At 45.9% G+C, this 17,231-nt stretch carries 27 protein-coding genes; 25 read left to right on the top strand and 2 right to left on the bottom strand.

Going from position 1 to position 17,231, the window contains the following annotated elements:
• The 24 genes from gpM (at position 1) to M9196_RS13270 (ending at position 13,976) form a co-directional block, all read left to right on the top strand.
• On the top strand, positions 1-717 hold the full coding sequence (gpM, locus tag M9196_RS13385; protein ID WP_250618027.1) for a phage terminase small subunit: 717 nt from the start codon (positions 1-3) through the stop codon (positions 715-717).
• 118 nt (positions 718-835) lie between these two features.
• Positions 836-1,255, top strand: a complete 420-nt coding sequence (locus tag M9196_RS13380) for a head completion/stabilization protein (protein ID WP_250618026.1) — start codon at positions 836-838, stop codon at positions 1,253-1,255.
• Positions 1,252-1,746: a phage tail protein gene (locus M9196_RS13375; RefSeq protein WP_250618025.1), complete on the top strand. Its 495-nt coding sequence runs from the start codon at positions 1,252-1,254 to the stop codon at positions 1,744-1,746. The genes M9196_RS13380 and M9196_RS13375 overlap by 4 nt, the downstream gene beginning before the upstream one ends.
• Positions 1,730-2,386 carry a virion morphogenesis protein gene (locus M9196_RS13370; RefSeq protein ID WP_250618024.1) on the top strand — a complete coding sequence of 219 codons (657 nt, stop codon included), beginning with the start codon at positions 1,730-1,732 and terminating at the stop codon, positions 2,384-2,386. The genes M9196_RS13375 and M9196_RS13370 overlap by 17 nt, the downstream gene beginning before the upstream one ends.
• Before the next feature lie 15 nt (positions 2,387-2,401).
• The gene (locus M9196_RS13365; protein WP_250618023.1) at positions 2,402-3,523 is read left to right on the top strand and encodes a DUF2586 domain-containing protein; all 1,122 of its coding nucleotides are present in this window, start codon (positions 2,402-2,404) and stop codon (positions 3,521-3,523) included.
• Positions 3,524-3,526: 3 nt separating this feature from the next.
• Positions 3,527-3,982: a phage protein gene (locus M9196_RS13360; RefSeq protein WP_250618022.1), complete on the top strand. Its 456-nt coding sequence runs from the start codon at positions 3,527-3,529 to the stop codon at positions 3,980-3,982.
• Positions 3,983-4,009: 27 nt separating this feature from the next.
• The gene (locus M9196_RS13355) at positions 4,010-4,216 is read left to right on the top strand and encodes a TraR/DksA C4-type zinc finger protein (RefSeq protein ID WP_250618021.1); all 207 of its coding nucleotides are present in this window, start codon (positions 4,010-4,012) and stop codon (positions 4,214-4,216) included.
• A gap of 3 nt (positions 4,217-4,219) precedes the next feature.
• On the top strand, positions 4,220-4,429 hold the full coding sequence (locus M9196_RS13350; RefSeq protein ID WP_250618020.1) for a phage holin family protein: 210 nt from the start codon (positions 4,220-4,222) through the stop codon (positions 4,427-4,429).
• Positions 4,416-5,003 carry a lysozyme gene (locus tag M9196_RS13345; RefSeq protein WP_250618019.1) on the top strand — a complete coding sequence of 196 codons (588 nt, stop codon included), beginning with the start codon at positions 4,416-4,418 and terminating at the stop codon, positions 5,001-5,003. Before M9196_RS13350 ends, M9196_RS13345 begins: the two co-directional genes overlap by 14 nt.
• On the top strand, positions 4,978-5,319 hold the full coding sequence (locus M9196_RS13340) for a hypothetical protein (protein ID WP_250618018.1): 342 nt from the start codon (positions 4,978-4,980) through the stop codon (positions 5,317-5,319). Before M9196_RS13345 ends, M9196_RS13340 begins: the two co-directional genes overlap by 26 nt.
• A 22-nt stretch (positions 5,320-5,341) precedes the next feature.
• Complete coding sequence (gene lysC / locus M9196_RS13335) at positions 5,342-5,521, top strand: Rz1-like lysis system protein LysC (protein WP_250618017.1); 180 nt, start codon at positions 5,342-5,344, stop codon at positions 5,519-5,521.
• Entirely contained in the window at positions 5,518-5,781 is a 264-nt protein-coding gene (locus M9196_RS13330) for a putative phage tail assembly chaperone (protein ID WP_250618016.1), read from the top strand. The genes lysC and M9196_RS13330 overlap by 4 nt, the downstream gene beginning before the upstream one ends.
• Positions 5,782-5,822: 41 nt before the next feature.
• The gene (locus M9196_RS13325) at positions 5,823-5,966 is read left to right on the top strand and encodes a DUF6890 family protein (RefSeq protein WP_250618015.1); all 144 of its coding nucleotides are present in this window, start codon (positions 5,823-5,825) and stop codon (positions 5,964-5,966) included.
• Between the two features lie 25 nt (positions 5,967-5,991).
• Positions 5,992-8,094: a phage tail tape measure protein gene (locus tag M9196_RS13320; protein WP_250618014.1), complete on the top strand. Its 2,103-nt coding sequence runs from the start codon at positions 5,992-5,994 to the stop codon at positions 8,092-8,094.
• Entirely contained in the window at positions 8,094-8,426 is a 333-nt protein-coding gene (locus tag M9196_RS13315; protein ID WP_250618013.1) for a DUF2590 family protein, read from the top strand. The genes M9196_RS13320 and M9196_RS13315 overlap by 1 nt, the downstream gene beginning before the upstream one ends.
• The gene (locus M9196_RS13310; RefSeq protein WP_250618012.1) at positions 8,419-9,606 is read left to right on the top strand and encodes a baseplate J/gp47 family protein; all 1,188 of its coding nucleotides are present in this window, start codon (positions 8,419-8,421) and stop codon (positions 9,604-9,606) included. The genes M9196_RS13315 and M9196_RS13310 overlap by 8 nt, the downstream gene beginning before the upstream one ends.
• Positions 9,593-10,126 (top strand): hypothetical protein, encoded by a 534-nt coding sequence (locus tag M9196_RS13305; protein ID WP_250618011.1) that lies wholly within the window; start codon positions 9,593-9,595, stop codon positions 10,124-10,126. The genes M9196_RS13310 and M9196_RS13305 overlap by 14 nt, the downstream gene beginning before the upstream one ends.
• Before the next feature lie 4 nt (positions 10,127-10,130).
• Positions 10,131-10,724, top strand: a complete 594-nt coding sequence (locus M9196_RS13300) for a phage tail-collar fiber domain-containing protein (protein WP_250618010.1) — start codon at positions 10,131-10,133, stop codon at positions 10,722-10,724.
• Complete coding sequence (locus tag M9196_RS13295) at positions 10,717-11,535, top strand: hypothetical protein (RefSeq protein ID WP_250618009.1); 819 nt, start codon at positions 10,717-10,719, stop codon at positions 11,533-11,535. The genes M9196_RS13300 and M9196_RS13295 overlap by 8 nt, the downstream gene beginning before the upstream one ends.
• A 4-nt stretch (positions 11,536-11,539) precedes the next feature.
• Entirely contained in the window at positions 11,540-11,845 is a 306-nt protein-coding gene (locus M9196_RS13290) for a hypothetical protein (protein ID WP_250618008.1), read from the top strand.
• Positions 11,845-12,381 (top strand): baseplate complex protein, encoded by a 537-nt coding sequence (locus M9196_RS13285; RefSeq protein WP_250618007.1) that lies wholly within the window; start codon positions 11,845-11,847, stop codon positions 12,379-12,381. Before M9196_RS13290 ends, M9196_RS13285 begins: the two co-directional genes overlap by 1 nt.
• Before the next feature lie 20 nt (positions 12,382-12,401).
• Entirely contained in the window at positions 12,402-13,091 is a 690-nt protein-coding gene (locus M9196_RS13280) for a hypothetical protein (RefSeq protein ID WP_250618006.1), read from the top strand.
• Positions 13,082-13,777: a hypothetical protein gene (locus M9196_RS13275; RefSeq protein ID WP_250618005.1), complete on the top strand. Its 696-nt coding sequence runs from the start codon at positions 13,082-13,084 to the stop codon at positions 13,775-13,777. Before M9196_RS13280 ends, M9196_RS13275 begins: the two co-directional genes overlap by 10 nt.
• Position 13,778: 1 nt before the next feature.
• Entirely contained in the window at positions 13,779-13,976 is a 198-nt protein-coding gene (locus M9196_RS13270) for a hypothetical protein (RefSeq protein ID WP_250618004.1), read from the top strand.
• Between the two features lie 500 nt (positions 13,977-14,476).
• On the opposite strand, the gene M9196_RS13265 is transcribed toward M9196_RS13270, so the two are convergent.
• Entirely contained in the window at positions 14,477-15,631 is a 1,155-nt protein-coding gene (locus M9196_RS13265) for a hypothetical protein (RefSeq protein WP_250618003.1), read from the bottom strand.
• A 357-nt stretch (positions 15,632-15,988) separates the two neighbouring features.
• Here M9196_RS13265 and M9196_RS13260 point away from each other — a divergent pair, with 357 nt between their 5' ends.
• Positions 15,989-16,657, top strand: a complete 669-nt coding sequence (locus M9196_RS13260; protein ID WP_250618002.1) for a Rha family transcriptional regulator — start codon at positions 15,989-15,991, stop codon at positions 16,655-16,657.
• Between the two features lie 175 nt (positions 16,658-16,832).
• Here M9196_RS13260 and M9196_RS13255 read toward each other — a convergent pair whose 3' ends face one another.
• Positions 16,833-17,081 (bottom strand): Lpp/OprI family alanine-zipper lipoprotein, encoded by a 249-nt coding sequence (locus M9196_RS13255; protein ID WP_250618001.1) that lies wholly within the window; start codon positions 17,079-17,081, stop codon positions 16,833-16,835.
• Between the last annotated feature and the right edge of the window lie 150 nt (positions 17,082-17,231).

Here is a 17,231-nt window from a genome sequence, read left to right as displayed (position 1 = left end):
ATGGCTAGCTCATTAGCGAAACAACGTAAGCGAATTCTTGAAAAACAGGCTAGTCAGTTTGCACCGGAGGTTGTTTCTGGTGCAGACACCAATAGCTTGCACATTAAGCTGATTGACTTCGAAGAAGACCGTAAGTATTTGCGCTCTTTCAATGCGATTTCTGATCGTGTTGAGCATAAACGCAATGTGTTGGTACCGAAATACAAACCGTATGTTCAAGCCTATCTAGAAAGTGGTGAGCAATTTGAAAACCCAATTTTTACCAATTTAGTGATTTGGTTATTCGATATTAAAGAGTTGGATACTGCGATTGATTGGTGCATGACGGCCATAGAACGTGACCTGCCAACACCAGAAAACTTCCGTCGTGACTGGCCGACGTTTTGTGCTGATGAAGTTCTAGCGTGGGCTGAAAGTGAATCAGAGCGTGGTAACTCAATTGAACCGTATTTCTCCAAGGTGTTTGAGAAGGTTAATAAAGAGTGGCGGCTGCATGAAAAAGTTGAAGCTAAATGGTTCAAGTTCGCAGGCTTACACCTGATTCGAAATGAAGACGGCCAACCGCAAGCCACTGCAGTTGGCAATTTGGAAACGTTGGAAAAGGCTTTGGGCCTACTTCAACACGCACACAATAAGCACTGCAAAGTGGGTGTGGGTACGCAGATAAAGAAAATCGAACAACGCATTCGTGCCATTAGAGACGGTACGAATCTTTAAGGACTCCTACGCCACCGCGCCTCGGCTGGCAAGAGTGCAATAGCAAACGCTCATTGTGACTCGTTGACCCAGTGGCTAGAGGCGCACCTATTTCGTAATTGGAAAGCAAGGAATCGAAATGAGCTTTGGTGGGAAAGTGAATAGCGCAGTAAATGCCGCCTTACCAGGTGAAGGTTGGCCGGATTTATCAACCGATGAATTCCGCCAATTGCGCCGTATTCCCCACACCTTTGATAACGATTCTATGGCTGCTGCCGTGAGCATTGCCGCTTTGAATATTCAGCAGCGACTTGAAAGCCTGTTGGTTGATGGCAACCCGCCAGTACTAAGCGCAGCAAAAACAGCCGCATATAAGCGCGCAGTTTATGGTTTGGCTCATGCTGATCTTTTACCGGAGTTCGCCACGCAGGACCGTCGAAAGGAAGGTGAAAGCGTAGCGACTGATGAACCAGAGCAAGAGGCTCGCTTCATTACGCAAAGCAACCATGATGTGCGTTTGCTACTCGGCCGCAGCGCCAATGGGATTGGTTCGATATGAGTGACACGGTTTATAACAAAACCAAGCTTGAGCATTTAACGGGTTACATTGTCAGCCACCTAAACAGCAATGTGCTTAATAACAAAATTGATGCTTGGCAAGAAAACGGTTCGATAGTGCCAAGTGGTGAAGACCGCGGGAACAACGGTTATATCGCGTGTTATTGGAAATACAACGCGGTGCTCTCGGTTGAAGAATTCCCGCACCAGAAGTTAGACCCACGTTGCTTGTTAGCTTTGGTTGCTTGTTGGTTAAGCGACCATGAAGAAGACCGAAACGAACAGGAACTAGAAGACCCAACGCTGTCGGTCGATGTGATCAGTAGTGAACTGGCGGATGTGAGTATAGAGCTTGAGTTGATGGAACCTATCGAGCTAGTACCAGATTCAGAAGCCGGAATGATTACCTGGCGCGGCATTAAATATCGAGTTCAAGCTGTAGAAATTTACACCGCAGAAGAAGCGGAGTTGGTGAATGAAACCGACGGTTAGTGCGAATAAAAGGGATGTGCTCAACATGCAAGAGAAGCTTGCCATGTTAGCCCTTCCACCTAAAAAGCGCATTTGGATTTTGAAAACGTTAGGGCGCTGGGAAAAAGCCAATACGCGTAAACGGATCCAGCAACAAAAAGACATTCACGGGAAAGCACTTGCGCCCCAAAAAGGCAAGAAACGCGGCAAAGTGATGCGCCGTATGGCGAAGGGGTTAACCCCTTATGTACGAAACGCCAACAGGCTAGACCTAACTTGGAATAACAAGCTCACCGCAAAAATTGCAGCCAGGCACCATGTGGGTCAAAAGCAAAAAATGACCGCACGGCAAATGCAAAAGCGATGGGGAACACCAGACTATTCAGCGTCTTGTTCCAAAGGACAGGCGAGAAAGCTAAGGGAGCTGGGTTACACGGTATCAAGGAAAAGCGGCAAAGGGCGGAAAAAGCCAAGCCTTCGTTTGTTAATGGACACCGTTACCCATGGGCAAGCGGGAAAAATAATTCGAGAGCTGAGCAATCAGCCCAGCGTGACCGCTTGGGATATTCCGTTAGCACAACGGCAAATATTAGGCAGTAAAGAACGCGAAGTAACCCGCCGACTCATCACCATTTTTGAGCAGGCCAAGACGCGAAAATAAGCGAGGAAACAACCAATGGCAACCGGAAAGGTAGAGGTAAACAACCTCAATTTAGGGCAAGGCGGGATACCAGAAATAGAACGCCACTTGCTCTACATCGGGCGCACCGATAAAGCAGAACTGCAAGGTAAGGTCACGCGCGTAAATAACATGACCAACCTTGATGAAGTGGTAGCAGATGATGTGTTAGGCGCAAACATCAAAGCTGCACAGCTTAATGGCAAACAAAACTGGACGGGTGCCATCTTCGGTTTGGCCGTGGATGATACTTGGCAAGAAGCCGTAGACATTGCCAACCGTACGGATTCGTTTGAAGGCGTTTGCATTGTTGATGTGGTGACAGACAAAGCGCAGTTCACTGCCATGCAAGACAAAGCAACAGAGCTCACGAGCAAACTTGGCCGTTGGGTGTTCTTCTTGGCTGCGTGTCCTGGCATTGATGCAGATAATCAAACCTGGTCGGATTATGAAACCGCCATGCTAGCCCTAGTGAAAGATGTGGCGGCAAACATGGTCACGCCAGTACCAATGCTTAACGCCAATAACATGGGTGTTCTGGGTGGCCGTTTATGTGACCGTGCGGTCACGGTCGCTGATAGCCCAATGCGAGTCGCAACAGGTGGTTTACTTGGCTTGGGTGCAATGCCGATTGATAGCACGGGTAAGCCATTGGAGATGAGCACTATTTCAGCATTAGCTGATGCCCGTTACTCATTACCGCAATGGTATGCGGATATGGAAGGGGTGTACTGGACGGACGGTTGCACGCTAGAAGCCAAAGGTGGCGACTACCAATACCTTGAATACGTTCGTCCGGTTCACAAGCTTAACCGCCGCGTTCGTATTAAAGCGATTCGCCGTATCGCTGACCGAATCCTTAATTCGACACCACCAAGTATTGAGCTTAACCGCACTTACTTCAGTAAAGACATGCGCGACATGTCCAAGACCACTGAGATTGGTGGCATTCCGTTCCCTGGTGAAATCATGCCTCCACGCGATGAAGATGTGTCCATTCAGTGGATGACCAAAACCAAAGTCAACATTGGCTTAATGGTTCGCCCTCATAACTGCCCGAAACACATTGTGGTCAACATTGGGCTTGATCTCTCTAACCCTGCCGATGTGGAGGCATAACCAATGAGCATGCGTATTTCTGGCAAGAACATGCACTTTTCAATGGGCGACTACAAGCTAAAAGCGCAAAAAGTCACCCTATCGATTACCGACAATTCAGCCGTGAATAAAACCTCTGGTGTACCTGATGGTTGGGTAGATGGCGATGTAGAAGCAAGCGGTGAAATGGAGCTGACCACTCAGCAGTTCAACCAAATGAGCAAGGCAGCCAAACAAGCCGGCTCTTGGCGTGGACTACCGGACTTTGATTCGCTGTTCTACGGCAAAATTGATAAAGACGAATTGAAAGTAGAAGCCTTTGGTTGTCGTATCAAAATCTCTGATCTGCTTGATGTGGATTCCAATGGTGCCAACGCACTGGTTCATAAGTTGCCGTTTGAAGTGACCAGCCCAGATTTCATCAAAATCAATGGTGTGCCATACCTGCGACCAGATGAAACCGAAGACTTGGTTCAGTAACTTTTTGCTAAGTAGATAGGAGGCGTAATGTCTGATGTTATCGACCATGCCAGTGGCCTTGAAGCCCAATTCACACAAGTGGCGCTTGCCAACCACCTGGCAAGGGCTAAGCAAAATGAACAACGGGAAAGTGCAAAGGATTGCGAAGAATGTGGCGACCCAATCCCTGAGCAACGCCGTCAAAAAGTGCCAGGGTGTCAATACTGCACTCAGTGCCAATCCTCAAGGGAGTGATGAATGCGCGACTGGCTAGATAAAATCACCGCAGGCATAGCGTATTTGTGTTCTGTGTTCGGTATCGCTGTCAGCCAAATGACGATGGAGCACTGGTACTTCCTGTCTTCTATCGTGCTCGGGGTAATTATGGCGGGGGTTAACATTTGGCATAAACGCAACATGCAGCGCATTGCCAAGGAAAAGGGAGTAGTCATCAATGAAGCTGGCTAAAAAGATAGTGTGTTCGGTTGGTGTGGTTATCGCCTTAATTACAGGCGGGGCAACATTAGGTACCCATTCAGTAGCACCGACAGGGCAAATAGTTATCGCTAATGAAGCCCTAGGTGAACTTCGTATCAGTCCGAAAGGGCTAGCGATTGTCGGCAATATGGAAGGGTGTCGATTAGACCCTTATACCTGCCCGTCAGGTTTAACAACCAATGGCATTGGCAATACGCACGATGTGCCGGATCTCATTATTACCATGAACCAAGTGGCTAAGGATTGGGTGAAGAACTTGCAAGGTGCAGAGCGCTGCATTGCCAGAGCCGAGAAACAGTCGGGGGTAGCGTTATCTCAGGGCCAATTTGATGCCTTTGTCTCTTTTGCTTTTAACACGGGATGCCCCCGTTTTGAACGTAATCGTAATGGCACCAAAACTCGCATTTACAGCCACCTCTTGGCGAGTCGTTATGAACAAGCGTGCAATCAATTGCCGCGATGGGTTTATGGTGCGGGGAAGAAGCTACCTGGTCTGGTGAAACGGCGGAGGGCGGAACATGCTCGCTGCATGGAAGTGGATTAAGTGGGGCGGGCTCGTGTTGTTCATTGGTTTATTGGTACTGCAGGGGTTTGCGCTTAAGGCGAGTTACGCCAAGCAAGATCTTCTTCAAATCAAGTTAGATAAGGCAGAGCAGGACAACCAAACCAATCACCGCACGATTAACACGCTCAAGCAGGATAACCAGCACATCAACCAAGTGTTGGTTGCTCGCAAGCAACGACAAATTATTCAGCGTCAGGAACTAGAAGATGAAGTACAGCAGCTCAAACAACAGATGGAAGGCATTGAATGCGTTATTCCTAACGCTGTTACTGACCGCTTGCGCGAGCACTACTAAGACGACAGCAACCGAAGTGATCGTGAAGCTGCCACCTGCTGGTTTGATCGAGCCTTGCTATAAACCCACCGTGATCGGTACTTGGCCAGAGGTGGTGACCGATGACATACCCAATTTAAAAGCCGCACTCGGAGAGTGTGCAAAACAACCCGATGAATATTTTAAATGGCGTGCGATGCACGAACAGGAGACACAACAATGAGCAAGTCAATTGTACTAACTGTCGGTAATACCGATATTGAATTTATCCCAACCCCTGCCGAGTACGACGAAGCACAAAACACCATTCTACAAGGTGATGCGAGTAGCGCGGCGCACAACTTCTTAATGAGCTGTGTTAGCGAAGACTCCAAAGATGCGTTGCGCGAAATTACCAGTAACAACGCAGGGGCGGCGACACAGATTTATGGCGCCGTTCTTAAAGAGTACGCGCCTAAGCTCGCTATCTCAGTAAAAAAATAGATGCGCTTGTCGCTGCTGTGGAAAGCAGCGACAGGCAAAAGATGTATGCGTGGCGGCGAAAGTGGCTACCCAATGAGCCGGATACTGAGCAGAACCTTGCTTACGCGATTTGGTTAGAGAAGAACCATTGGGAAAACATGCAAGCTGTCACCGCTAGCGGTGTAGCGAAAGGGTTTGGCGCATAAGCCTATTTGTTAACAGGAACTAGTAATGTTACCAGAAGCACTCAGATTTCAAGTTGGATTGATTGACCAGATTTCAAAACCTCTGGGCAATATTCAACGTCATCTGAATGATGTCACCAATACCTATCGTCAAGGTACTCACACCATGATGGCAGGTGCGGCTGGCATGGTGGGTGCAGGTTTCGCATTGCAAAAAGCGTTGATGCCAGCGATTGAAATGGATAGAGCGCTAGGCGAAGTAAAGTCTCTGGGTGTGGCTGATGATCAATTGAAAACCCTTACGTCTACCGCTATGAAGTTTTCGGTTGAATACGGTAAGTCCGCGACGAATTTTGTGGCCGCGTCTTACGATATTAAATCGGCGATGGGCGATATGACCGGTGATGAACTAGCGGGTGTGACAAGAAGCTCTGCTATTTTGGCCGCCGCGACCAAAGCCGACACCGCCACGATTACTAACTACATGGGCACCATGTACTCGGTATTCAAAGACCAAGCGGATGATATTGGTAAAGATAACTGGGCAGAACGTGTCGCAGGGCAAACTGCTAAGTCAGTGGAGCTATTTAAAACCAACGGGCAAGGCATGTCTGATGCGTTCAAAGGGGTAGGCGCTTTGGGTAAAACTCACGGCGTCGCCATGGAAGAACAAATGGCCATCCTCGGTATGTTGCAGGGCTCGATGTCAGGCAGTGAAGCGGGGACTCGATACAAAGCGTTTTTGAGTGGCGTAGTGAAAGCTCAAGATGACCTGGGCATTTCCTTTACTGACAGTAACGGAAAGATGCTGCCCATGTTCGACATCATGAACAAGCTTCGCAGTGAGTTCGGTGAACTGGACTCGATGGAGATGGCCAAGCTGAAAAAGGCATTTGGTAGTGACCAGGCGCTATTGGTTATCACGGACTTAATCGGCAAAACGAACGATCTAAAGTCCAATGTATCCAGTCTAAACAATGCCGCGAATTTAGATACTGCCGTCAATATGGCGCACAGCATGACCGACCAATGGGAACGATTAGAGCAAGGGGTATTTGCGGTTCGCACCGCGTTTGGTGCAGCGTTACTTCCGGCACTGCTACCGGTGATTTCAAGCTTGGCTGATGGTGGTATGGAAATCATCGAATGGACCGAGATGTTCCCGAACCTCACCAAATACATTGGTTTTGCTGCGATAGGGATTTTAACCGCGGCTGCAGCGGGTGGTGCATTTACGTTAATGATGGGCGTAGGCAAACAGGCAATGGCCACTTACATGTTAACGATGAAGTTGTTTACGGGAGTAAGTTTTCTACTGACAAAAGGCATGGCAGGACTACGAGCGGTCATGCTTGCAGCAAACATTGCGATAGCTGCGAACCCTATCATCTTAATTGTTGGCGCCGTCATTGCGGCAATCGCTGCCGTGGGTGCCCTGATTTATTACTGGGATGATCTTAAAGCCTCGTTTGGTGACACAACTTGGTTCCAGATATTAGAAGGTGCCATCAATTTAATCACCCTGCCATTTCGAACATTATTCAATTTCGTATCGGCAGGTTGGCAATGGGTGATGAGTGGATTCACAGATACCAGTGGTTTTGCCTTCATTGGGCAAATGGTGGCTCGTTTGAAGAACGGATTTGAAAGCCTAGTGTTTGGTTGGAAAATGTTTACAGCCGCAATGGCCGATACATGGTGGTTTGCTTCATTATCCGGCGCAGTAGGACTGGTGACACTGCCATTTCGAACCTTATTCAATTTCCTATCGGCAGGTTGGCAATGGGTGATGAGTGGCTTCACAGATACCAGTGGCTTTGCCTTCATTGGGCAAATGGCCGAATACATGCGCAACATTTTCGGCAGCGTGTTTAGTTGGTTCACCGACAAATTAGCGGGTATTTGGGAAAGCTTAAAAGGATTAGTGGATTGGGTTCCAGATTTCGGTGGAGAGGATGAATCGATTCAAGTGAAATCGAAGTCAGTGCAAAGCGCGACCCCTCATGCACAAATTCCGCCAGGTGGCGCGGCCAAGAGCATCGCCAGCTATCAAACCAGTTCCACCAATTACGGTGGTGTGGCGATTTATCCAACTTACATGAGTGACCCACAAGACATGGCGAGTGAACTAGAAATGGCGGCAGGCTAATGGCGAACTATCTCTATCAAGACATCCTAATTGAAAGTGGTGATGTGGTGCTTGATGCAGGCCGTAACCCGGTATTGATTCAAGACCGAGCCGTGATCGCCCAAGACATTAAACACGCCATCATTGAAAGCAATTTAGCGGTGTATCTGATTGCTGAGCGCAGTCCTTCGAAAAAAGCAGATGCACGAACCCAGCTAGAGCTGTTGGTTGAAGAAGATGTGCGATTGGTGCCTGGAACCGTTCGTATTGAAGAAGTCGATGACGGACGAATTTATATTTTTGCAGAAACCTTAGAGTTTGGCGGCGTAAGCGCAGAGGTGAACCTTGACTGATATCCCTAAACCAGATTTTACCGAGCTGGCCCAAAAAGCGGGTTTGCCGCTTGAAGAAGCACAGTGGAAAGCGGTGCTGAAAGAAGAAGCTGAAAAACAAGGCAGTATCGTTGCGAACGATTCAAAGTACTCACCGTTCTGGCGCTTAATCGAAACCATGGTGATCAGTCCGACGGTCTGGCTTATCAATACCTTTTTGGTGGGTTACATACTGCCAAATATGTTTGTCGCAACAGCAAAAGACAAGTGGTTGGATTTATGGGCATGGCAATTCAATGTACTACGAAAGCCTGCCACGAAAGCGGTGGGGCAAGTGGTGTTCTATCGGGCTGCATCAAAGGGGCCGGTCATTGTGGTTCCAAAAGGCACCTTTATTCAGACTGACCCTATTAACGGCACGGTTTATCGCGTGATTTTAAAAGAAGATACCACCTTGCCTGAAAATGCGCAGTCTGTAGTGGGCGAAGTAGAAGCTGAACATGAAGGCGCTGCGTTTAATCTTGGTGAAGGTTACTACCATATTTTCGCCACGGCAGTGCCAGGTATTGGAGAAGGCGTTAACTCAGCGGATTGGCTTATAGAAGCAGGGGCGGACAAAGAGAGTGATGATCAACTTCGAGTACGCATTCGCAACCAGTTCAGTGGCGTAGCAAAATGGCATATCGATGCGGCGTACCGTTCTTTGCTTATGCTCCGCGCGGGTATTAATAGCGAAAACGTCTACTTCGAACATAACGCACCGCGCGGTTCGGGTTCAGCTAACGCATTCATTTTGTTGGATTCCGGTGAGCCATCTTCTCAAATGCTCAGTGACTTAAATAATCATATCAATCGTGATGGCAACCATGGCCACGGCGATGATCTTCTTGTGTATGCGATGCCAGGTAACCTCATTGATGTGACATGCAGAGCGTGGGTAGGTCGAGTGCTAACAGGTTCAGAAAGGCAAGAACTAGAAACAAATATTGGCTTATTTATTGGTTCAGCATTTAGGCAGAACACCGACTACAAGGCGACGAAAACGAAACCATCATCGCGCTTTAGCTTTTCTAAATTAGCGCAAGAACTTCACGGCCAGTTCCCTGAAGTAGAGTCGATAGAGTTTGAGAATGCTGATATTGCCAATGGAATGGAAGTTCCACGAATGAGCCGTTTGGAGGTGAACATTGAATCTGCCTAACTTAACGCTCAAGCACTGGATGGGTAAAGGCGAACTCTACAAATTAGGCAATGCTCTGTTGGGGTATTGGAGCCGAATTAAAGCCATTTTGGAATGGCCGCTTCAGCAGCTCGATCCTATGGTCGCGCCCATTGAGTTTGTCGATTTGATTGCTTGGCAGCGTGACATTGAACGCTTACCCAAAGAGCCCGAGCAGATATACCGAATTCGAGTGAACTTTGCTTACTCGTTTGCGGCAGGCGGCGGCTCGGAAGTGGGTTGGGAAGATATGTTCGATAAGTTGGGCTATCCCCATATCGAAATCGACGAGCGGCTGAACTATTACCCTTGGGATATTGTGAGCGTCAAAGTGAAAGACGGTGATATTAACGATGTACCGGGTTTGATGGATGCCATTGTAAGGCAGTACGGACGAACGTGCCGTCGATACAGTTTTGATGTGACCTCTACCGCTAATTTTCACGTTTCGGTTGCTGAATTCAGCCATACCCATGAAACCTACTCCGCCTCAATAGGATAAGAATATGGCAGTCATTACTATCGCGGGTGAACGGCTTGTTGCACAAAAGCAGCAAGCAGAGGAGCCACTAGAAATTGCAGAGTTTGTGTTGGCCTACGTGCCAGGTGTTGATCCTTCATTGCCGCCAGAAAGAAACCAGTCATTGCCACCGAGCAATCAAATTCGACTGAGAATGCCTCCAACGAGAAGCGCCTATGTGAATTCGAATGAAGTGGTTTATTCACTCATTTTGGATAACACGGTTGGTAACTTTGATTTCAATTGGCTCGGGCTAGTCAGTGAAGAAGGTGTGTTGGTCTCGGCCAACCACATGGTGGTGCAGTCTAAACGCAAAAAGAATGAATTGACTGGGGAAGAAGGGAATAACTTAACGCGCAACTTTTTGCTCAAGTTCTCTGGTGCGCAGGCAATTACAAACATCACCGTGCCAGCCGAAACATGGCAATTCAATTATTCAGACAAAATTAATTACTTTGACACGATGGTGGTGTCTTTAGCAGCAAATCACTTTGCTTCTCAAAAACACATTATCGAGCTTTATCACAAGAACATTCAAATCACTGAACGATTGAATGCATTGGAGAAACAAAATGGTTAATCAATCTATTGAACAGCTATTGCAGCAAGCGGTAGACCAGTCGATGGCCCAAACGCAAGAAAGCCGAGAGTTGGCGGATGATGTTTCAGGTCTAATTGGTGACATTCGAAATGAAGTTGCACAGGCTGTTCAGCGAACAGAACAGGCTATTACAGATGTGAATGCAGCTATTCCGAGCGCTGTTGAAGATCAGATGTATCAAAAACTATATCTTGATTCAATTAATGGAGATGACAGCACCGCTGATGGCAGCAATGCTAAACCATTTAAAACATTAAAGGCATTAATTGATTCTTGTCCTATAGGTTCATCAATTGAAATTGTCGGTAATAATGGCCAAACGATTGATATTGATAGCGATATAATCATCAACAATAAAAACATTAGATACGCGTTATACCTATCGACCATTAATGCTACGGCATCAATATACTTGTATGCATGTTTATTCCGGACTGGAAATGGAATTAATTTAAATCAAAATGTTTACAATTTCATCTACTACCATAACGCCGATGTGTCTTTATATGCTTTAGATATCAACCCTGGAGCAAACGCAGCTTCTCTGAGCATGGTTCGCCATGCAAGTGGTTTTGGTGGGAATATGGGAACATTTCAGATTGGTGGGCTTGGTTCATCGAGTGTTTCAGATGCGGCTAATCCGTATTATTTGTGTGATAGACAGAATTATGACATGGCGGTAATCGCATTAATCCGTAACATTTCAATGGGATCTAACGTAGATACTTTCTCCCCCAATATTGAAGAAACAAAGTTCGGAACTAAGCCAGTATATATGTTAGCGGGGTAATATTGTGATAATAAATTTTGAACACCAAGGCAAACGTTATGTGAATTACGACACTGAGAGTGAGGCTTGGTCTGAACTTGAAATTGATAGTCGTGATAAAGATAACATTATTCATCAAGCGCAATATGATGAAGCTGTAAGCCTACGTAAAAAAGCTTATGCCGCAGAATCAGACCCACTTCGTAATGAATGGAAATATGAAGAGGAAACGGGCAATCCAGATGCTGACCAATATAAGCAAAAATGGTTGGATAAAGTTGTAGAGATTAAAGAGCGAATTCCGTTACCTCAATTAGTGGTACAAGCCTAATGCTAACTCTCGACGGCTCCCAACTCCCACTAAAAAACCTACGCATTAGCGTGCGCCAACAACTTGCCGGACAAGACATGTCCGGCCAAACTTCGGCTACTGACCAAGCGGAAACGGGTACTAAGGGTAAAATCTTAACCGTAAAAGGGGTGATCCCGTTCAGTAAGAATCAGCTCCTTACCAATCTGTTTAGCATGGCCGAAGCGTTAGAAAGTGGCTCTCGTCATATTTACCGAATCAGTAACAAAACGGCAGAAGCTTTGAAAATTCGCCAGGTGAAATTCCAAGGCGCCGTTCGTGCTGATGAGCAAGATTCTCACAGGCAATGGAGCGTGTCATTTGAACTGGTAGAGCATCTATCGGTACCAGAACGAGTAGAGCAACGCCAACCGGATAAACCTGCGGCACAGCAAAAAGTGCAAGGTGTGAATACTCCGGTTGAAACCGGACAAAGTGACGATGTGCCGCCAGATACATACATTGAATTAACGGGCGTAATGAAAGTACTCAAAGCGGTGGATAATGCTTTGGCCTAACCGTGAAAAGGCGGTGAATAATGACAACAAACAACAAGTTTCTTTGCCGTGCTTACCTTGGTAAATCCAAGGTCAAAGTGAAAAGCCATCGCATTGTGTTTAGCGAAAACACACCGGGACGTTGTGAACTCTCAATTCAAGCAAACCCGCAACCCAACGCTATCATTGCCGTGGACCTTGGTTGGGGGGATGACATTACTCGAGTATTCCTTGGTTACATTGAACGAGTTCAACCCGCTGAAAAAGGATGGTCGAAAGTGTTTTGCCGTGAATTAGCCGCAATACTCTACAAGCCACTTAACATCATCATGCGTCACCCAACACTCATGCAGCTGCTTAGCGAAGTCACAAACAAAACGGGACTTCAATTTGTGGTACCAGAGAAAGCTTACAGCAAAACAGCTATTCCTTGTTTTTACAGCGATGGTAACGGCTACCGAGTTATAGACGAGTTAGCCCAAGCGTTCAGCATTGATGGCTTATTCTGGCAGCAACAAGGTAATGGGCAAATTTACGTAGGCAGTTGGAAGGATTCATTCTGGGCAGATAAGCCTATCACCATACCCAATGAACTCATGACCAAGCACACGGCCAACAAGTCAGTAAAGGTACCGGCTATTCCAAAACTAAAGCCGGGTGTTGTCGTGAATGGCCTTCGCTTAGTCGGCGTCGAGTTTGAAGGAACGGAGGCAAAGCTAACATGGATGTGAATGTTATCAAGCGTATTATCTTCCGCTTGTTCCCAGAGCTTACAGGCCAATGGCATTTGCCAAGGTGGGGCAAGGTCGTCGCATTGCCAGAACTTCCAGAAGAAGGGGATTTATCGGATCGTTTTTATCCTCACTATGCGGTAGATGTTCAGCTACTTGATGAAAAGGGCATGGAATACGAAGATAAACCACCATTGCAGGCGGTACCACTTCCGGTGCCTGGTCTTGGTGATCACGCAGGTCGGTTAGAGCCGCCGGCTATTGGCAGTATTGTTGAGTTGGGTTTTATGTTTGGCCAACCAGACAAGCCGTTTATTCGTTGCGTTCTTCCGCTTGGCTTCAAGTTACCAAGTATCAAAGAAGGTGAAAGCCGATACCAACAGCGTAAAGGCGTTTACCAGCTGGTAGACCAAGACGGAAACTTTGAGCGCAAGACGGATAAAGAAGATAAGTTGGAATGCCTTACTCAACGCATCAGGGTGCTTGAAAACCGTTTAGCCGAAATCGAAGGCGATCACACGGAAACCGTCAAAGGTAATAAGGCCACCACGGCTAAGAACATCACTGAGAATGCAGACTCGATAAAGATGAATGGCGGGAAAGGAGTTTGCACAGGAGCAAGCATTTGCCCGTTTATGGGTAAGCCGCATGTAGACGTATCAACCACCGTATTTGCAGGTAAGTAAGATGGCACTAAGAAAAGCATCACTGAAAGAGAAATTAGAAAACGAATTGAAAGCACAGGGCTTTGTTCTTGATGGTGAATTCGCTATGGCTGGTAAGATGGCAGAAGCCATCGCTAACGCAGTGGTGGATGAAATTACGCAGAATGCCCAAGTGCCAGTCACAGGCGGCAGTTCAGCCGGAAACTACAAAGTCACCTAAACCCACACAATATCATCATCAAGCGCCCATCACGGGCGCTTTTCTTATATCTAAAGCCAATGGCATAGCGACAGCCTAACGCCACGGAAAGGAGCAATCAGGTGACGGAATCCGCACTCCTCCTCCCCACCTGCGACGTTTTTGATCTGGTTTTTTCGCAATTTTGATTTGGTGAAAATCTACGGGCCTAGGAGGAACGTAGAACATTCGTTAAACCCTTTTGCTATAAAGCCTCCGAGTGATATGAAAAGCCGCTGAAAGGGGCTTATATTGCACCTAATAGAATTTCTATAATTGCGTTTTCTTTCGATTAATTGCAATAATGACGATCTGAAAAGATCTGGTGGTTTGTTGTAACTTGTTGATTTTTAGGTGTATCTTGTGTTTTTTGTCAGTTTTTTAAAGATCTAGTACGCATGATTCAAGATCTCTTTTTGTGTCTGTAAACCCCAGTATAATTAGGTCTGAGAGTGAATCTCAGACCGTTAGAAAATTTCAATTTACGGGCTAGGTTTTGGAAGAGGGATCTTTCTTTTAAGTTGCCTCACTTTATCGCTAAGTCGCTTTAAACGGGAAACATCGTCAGTAAGTGCAGTAAGCACACAGAGATTTTCGTGGAGTAGTTCTCGAATTTTAGTTTGGTCAACAGACAGTTCTTGTATCTTCTCTTGGTCAGAAAACAACTGACATAGAGCGATGTACTGTTGATTGACCTCAGGATTTTTTCTTAGTTCAGAGTTGTCGAATGCAATAAAACACTCGTAAAGGCAGGAAAGGAATTCGTATAGTTCACCAAAATGTACGTTATGGCCTCTCTTGTTCGTTGGGGAAAGCGCGAAATCAAGAAGAGTACGAGTGAAAAAGCTAGAGTGTCTGTGGTTTAAGTTGTCTTTTAATCTGACTCCGGAAAAAACGCATATTCCTCGGAGTACCTCTTGGAGGACTACTTGAGTATGGATGGGTCTGAACACATTGATAATGAGAAAGCCTTTCTCAATGTCAACTTTTACATCTCCAATCTCATTTTTGGAGATAAAGTTAACTCTCAAAATAGAAGTCATACTAAGGATGTTACCCAGATGTTGATGTAGTAACCTATTTTGTTTTTGAGCGGGCGTAGTCGCGTAAGCCTCTAGATCTGAGATAAGTTGATTGTACAGATAAAGGATATCTCTCAATGAGTCAGGTTCAATCTCTGAGTTGGAATCAATATCGATTTTGGTAGAGCAGTGTGAGAAGTCATTCATAGGGAAGATGTTGTGATAAAGACTATCTCTATCGAAAAACTCAAACTCACCATCATACTTGCTTTCTAAACCATCGAGCATTTTGTCGAACATTTTCTTGTGCGTCTGGTATTTCTGAAAGTTAATACTTTCGGCTTGCGAATCCCACATATCTTGTTGTTTCTTCTCAGCATGGAGTAGTGCTGTTTTCTCATTAATATTCTGCCAAGTTAGAAAGACAAGAGTGCTTATAGTACCAAAAGCAGCGAAGACAGTTGCGATGGCTGAAACCCATGCAGCTGAGTCGTCTACCAATTCTAACAGGCGAATAAAAATCTCATTTGCACCTGTCAATATGGCACCTACCATACACGACATGATAGCGACTAAAATTACTTTATAAGTCCAAAATGTTGAATGCTCAGACACTATCTACTCTCCAATATTGGTCAATGCGCATAAATATAACCCATTGACACAAAAGGAACCACGACCTATTCTACAAAAGCACTGGCAAAATCCAGTGTCGGGATTCGTACCCCGCATTATTACACAAGGCGCATAGACGCCAGCTTGCCGCTGGTTTTTTTATGTGCGGCTTCAGCACACCTATACATGGTGGTTTGCCTATTATATAGGCAAGATGTACCTCATTATGGTGGGCTGGGCAAGGCAGCTTAGGCTGGCCGTTACCTTGTGAGCGGTAGTACGAACCTTGTCCAGTTCACCACCCATTGATTCGTACCTCTGAGTGGTGATTTAACTGTAAATCACAAGGAGGTCACGATGACCGCAATTACTTTTCTTCCAGAAAATGCCGTTGTAGAAAACCACGGTGCTCTCAGAACAACTTCACTTAAAGTTGCACAAGCCTTTGGTAAGCGTCATGACAATGTTTTACGTACTCTTGATAATCTAGAATGCTCGCAAGAATTTAACGCCCTCAATTTTGAGGCGGTTGATTATATCGACCAAAAAGGGCAATTTAGGAAAGCCTATCAAATGACCAAAGACGGCTTCATGTTCCTTGTTATGGGCTTTACTGGTAAGCAAGCAGCACACATCAAAGAAGCCTACATCAACGCATTTAATCAAATGGCAAACCAACTCAAACCGGTCGTTCCCGTCCTTTCTCTGTCGAGTAACTTACTCACTACACTTTCACGGTTACCAAGCTATTATGATTCAGGTTGGCTGCCAGCACTTTATCGACGCTGCGAATCTGAGAAACATTGGACTTACCACATAACGTTCAGCGTTCGAATGGAGGGTGATAGGTTTACCGTGCTATTTAAGTATGGTGTCGCAGGTAAGAATGAAAGAGAACCGACTTGGTCTAACGGTGGAAGCAAGAGTGTGAATAGTGGTGACTACTTTGTTTACCGTGATCTTGAAGAACTTTGGGAAAACATACGCAAGGTGTTACAGAAATATTCAGCGCAAAGCCCGTTCTAAAGAGTATGGCGACAAAGTAAGGTGTGGGGATTTTGTTTCAGTTGGCGCTGACAGCGCGACTGCAGCCATAAAAACAAAAGTGGCGACATGAAATTATGTCGCCACTTTATCGCCATTAGGCGGCTATTCGAAATGTAACCTATTGATTAATATCGAATTTTAAAGCCAGTTTAACTTACTTAGTGTAAGATTGAGCGATGTTATCAATACGCTCATTGGCACGTGCTGCTTCTTCTTGTGCAGCCATCGCATTTTTGTTGCCCATTTGTACTTCGTCTTTTAGCGCTTGTACGTCAGTGCTAAGTTGGCTTACTTGATTGTTTAAATCGTCCATTTTAGCCATTTCTGCTTCATCTGGACCAGATGCACAACCAGCTAAAAGAAGAACCGACGATGCTGCTGCTGCAATTAACACTTTATTCATTATAAGCTCCTTAAGGATTATTATTTCAAACAGCCCTGCTACGTCTAGGCAATAAGGCTATTTTTGAGTTTAGTGCCTTATTTTAAGAACGCAAATTATTTAAAAGTCAGAAAAACCAAAAAATTACGCGATTTTCATGTTAAACATGTA

Origin of the sequence: Vibrio methylphosphonaticus (genome assembly GCF_023634655.1) — a bacterium.
GTDB classification, from domain to species: Bacteria; Pseudomonadota; Gammaproteobacteria; order Enterobacterales; family Vibrionaceae; genus Vibrio; species Vibrio methylphosphonaticus.
This window is presented reverse-complemented; position numbering and strand designations above follow the sequence as displayed.

Coding starts and splice junctions, on each gene's coding strand:
- M9196_RS13375 (WP_250618025.1), top strand. CDS start 1,252: ATGAGTGACACGGTTTATAACAAAACCAAGCTTGAGCATTTAACGGGT.
- M9196_RS13345 (WP_250618019.1), top strand. CDS start 4,416: ATGAAGCTGGCTAAAAAGATAGTGTGTTCGGTTGGTGTGGTTATCGCC.
- M9196_RS13315 (WP_250618013.1), top strand. CDS start 8,094: ATGGCGAACTATCTCTATCAAGACATCCTAATTGAAAGTGGTGATGTG.
- M9196_RS13320 (WP_250618014.1), top strand. CDS start 5,992: ATGTTACCAGAAGCACTCAGATTTCAAGTTGGATTGATTGACCAGATT.
- M9196_RS13340 (WP_250618018.1), top strand. CDS start 4,978: ATGCTCGCTGCATGGAAGTGGATTAAGTGGGGCGGGCTCGTGTTGTTC.
- M9196_RS13255 (WP_250618001.1), bottom strand. CDS start 17,081: ATGAATAAAGTGTTAATTGCAGCAGCAGCATCGTCGGTTCTTCTTTTA.
- M9196_RS13380 (WP_250618026.1), top strand. CDS start 836: ATGAGCTTTGGTGGGAAAGTGAATAGCGCAGTAAATGCCGCCTTACCA.
- M9196_RS13280 (WP_250618006.1), top strand. CDS start 12,402: ATGACAACAAACAACAAGTTTCTTTGCCGTGCTTACCTTGGTAAATCC.
- M9196_RS13325 (WP_250618015.1), top strand. CDS start 5,823: ATGTATGCGTGGCGGCGAAAGTGGCTACCCAATGAGCCGGATACTGAG.
- gpM (WP_250618027.1), top strand. CDS start 1: ATGGCTAGCTCATTAGCGAAACAACGTAAGCGAATTCTTGAAAAACAG.
- M9196_RS13330 (WP_250618016.1), top strand. CDS start 5,518: ATGAGCAAGTCAATTGTACTAACTGTCGGTAATACCGATATTGAATTT.
- M9196_RS13350 (WP_250618020.1), top strand. CDS start 4,220: ATGCGCGACTGGCTAGATAAAATCACCGCAGGCATAGCGTATTTGTGT.
- M9196_RS13360 (WP_250618022.1), top strand. CDS start 3,527: ATGAGCATGCGTATTTCTGGCAAGAACATGCACTTTTCAATGGGCGAC.
- M9196_RS13355 (WP_250618021.1), top strand. CDS start 4,010: ATGTCTGATGTTATCGACCATGCCAGTGGCCTTGAAGCCCAATTCACA.
- M9196_RS13295 (WP_250618009.1), top strand. CDS start 10,717: ATGGTTAATCAATCTATTGAACAGCTATTGCAGCAAGCGGTAGACCAG.
- M9196_RS13300 (WP_250618010.1), top strand. CDS start 10,131: ATGGCAGTCATTACTATCGCGGGTGAACGGCTTGTTGCACAAAAGCAG.
- M9196_RS13260 (WP_250618002.1), top strand. CDS start 15,989: ATGACCGCAATTACTTTTCTTCCAGAAAATGCCGTTGTAGAAAACCAC.
- M9196_RS13275 (WP_250618005.1), top strand. CDS start 13,082: ATGGATGTGAATGTTATCAAGCGTATTATCTTCCGCTTGTTCCCAGAG.
- M9196_RS13285 (WP_250618007.1), top strand. CDS start 11,845: ATGCTAACTCTCGACGGCTCCCAACTCCCACTAAAAAACCTACGCATT.
- M9196_RS13370 (WP_250618024.1), top strand. CDS start 1,730: ATGAAACCGACGGTTAGTGCGAATAAAAGGGATGTGCTCAACATGCAA.
- M9196_RS13365 (WP_250618023.1), top strand. CDS start 2,402: ATGGCAACCGGAAAGGTAGAGGTAAACAACCTCAATTTAGGGCAAGGC.
- M9196_RS13270 (WP_250618004.1), top strand. CDS start 13,779: ATGGCACTAAGAAAAGCATCACTGAAAGAGAAATTAGAAAACGAATTG.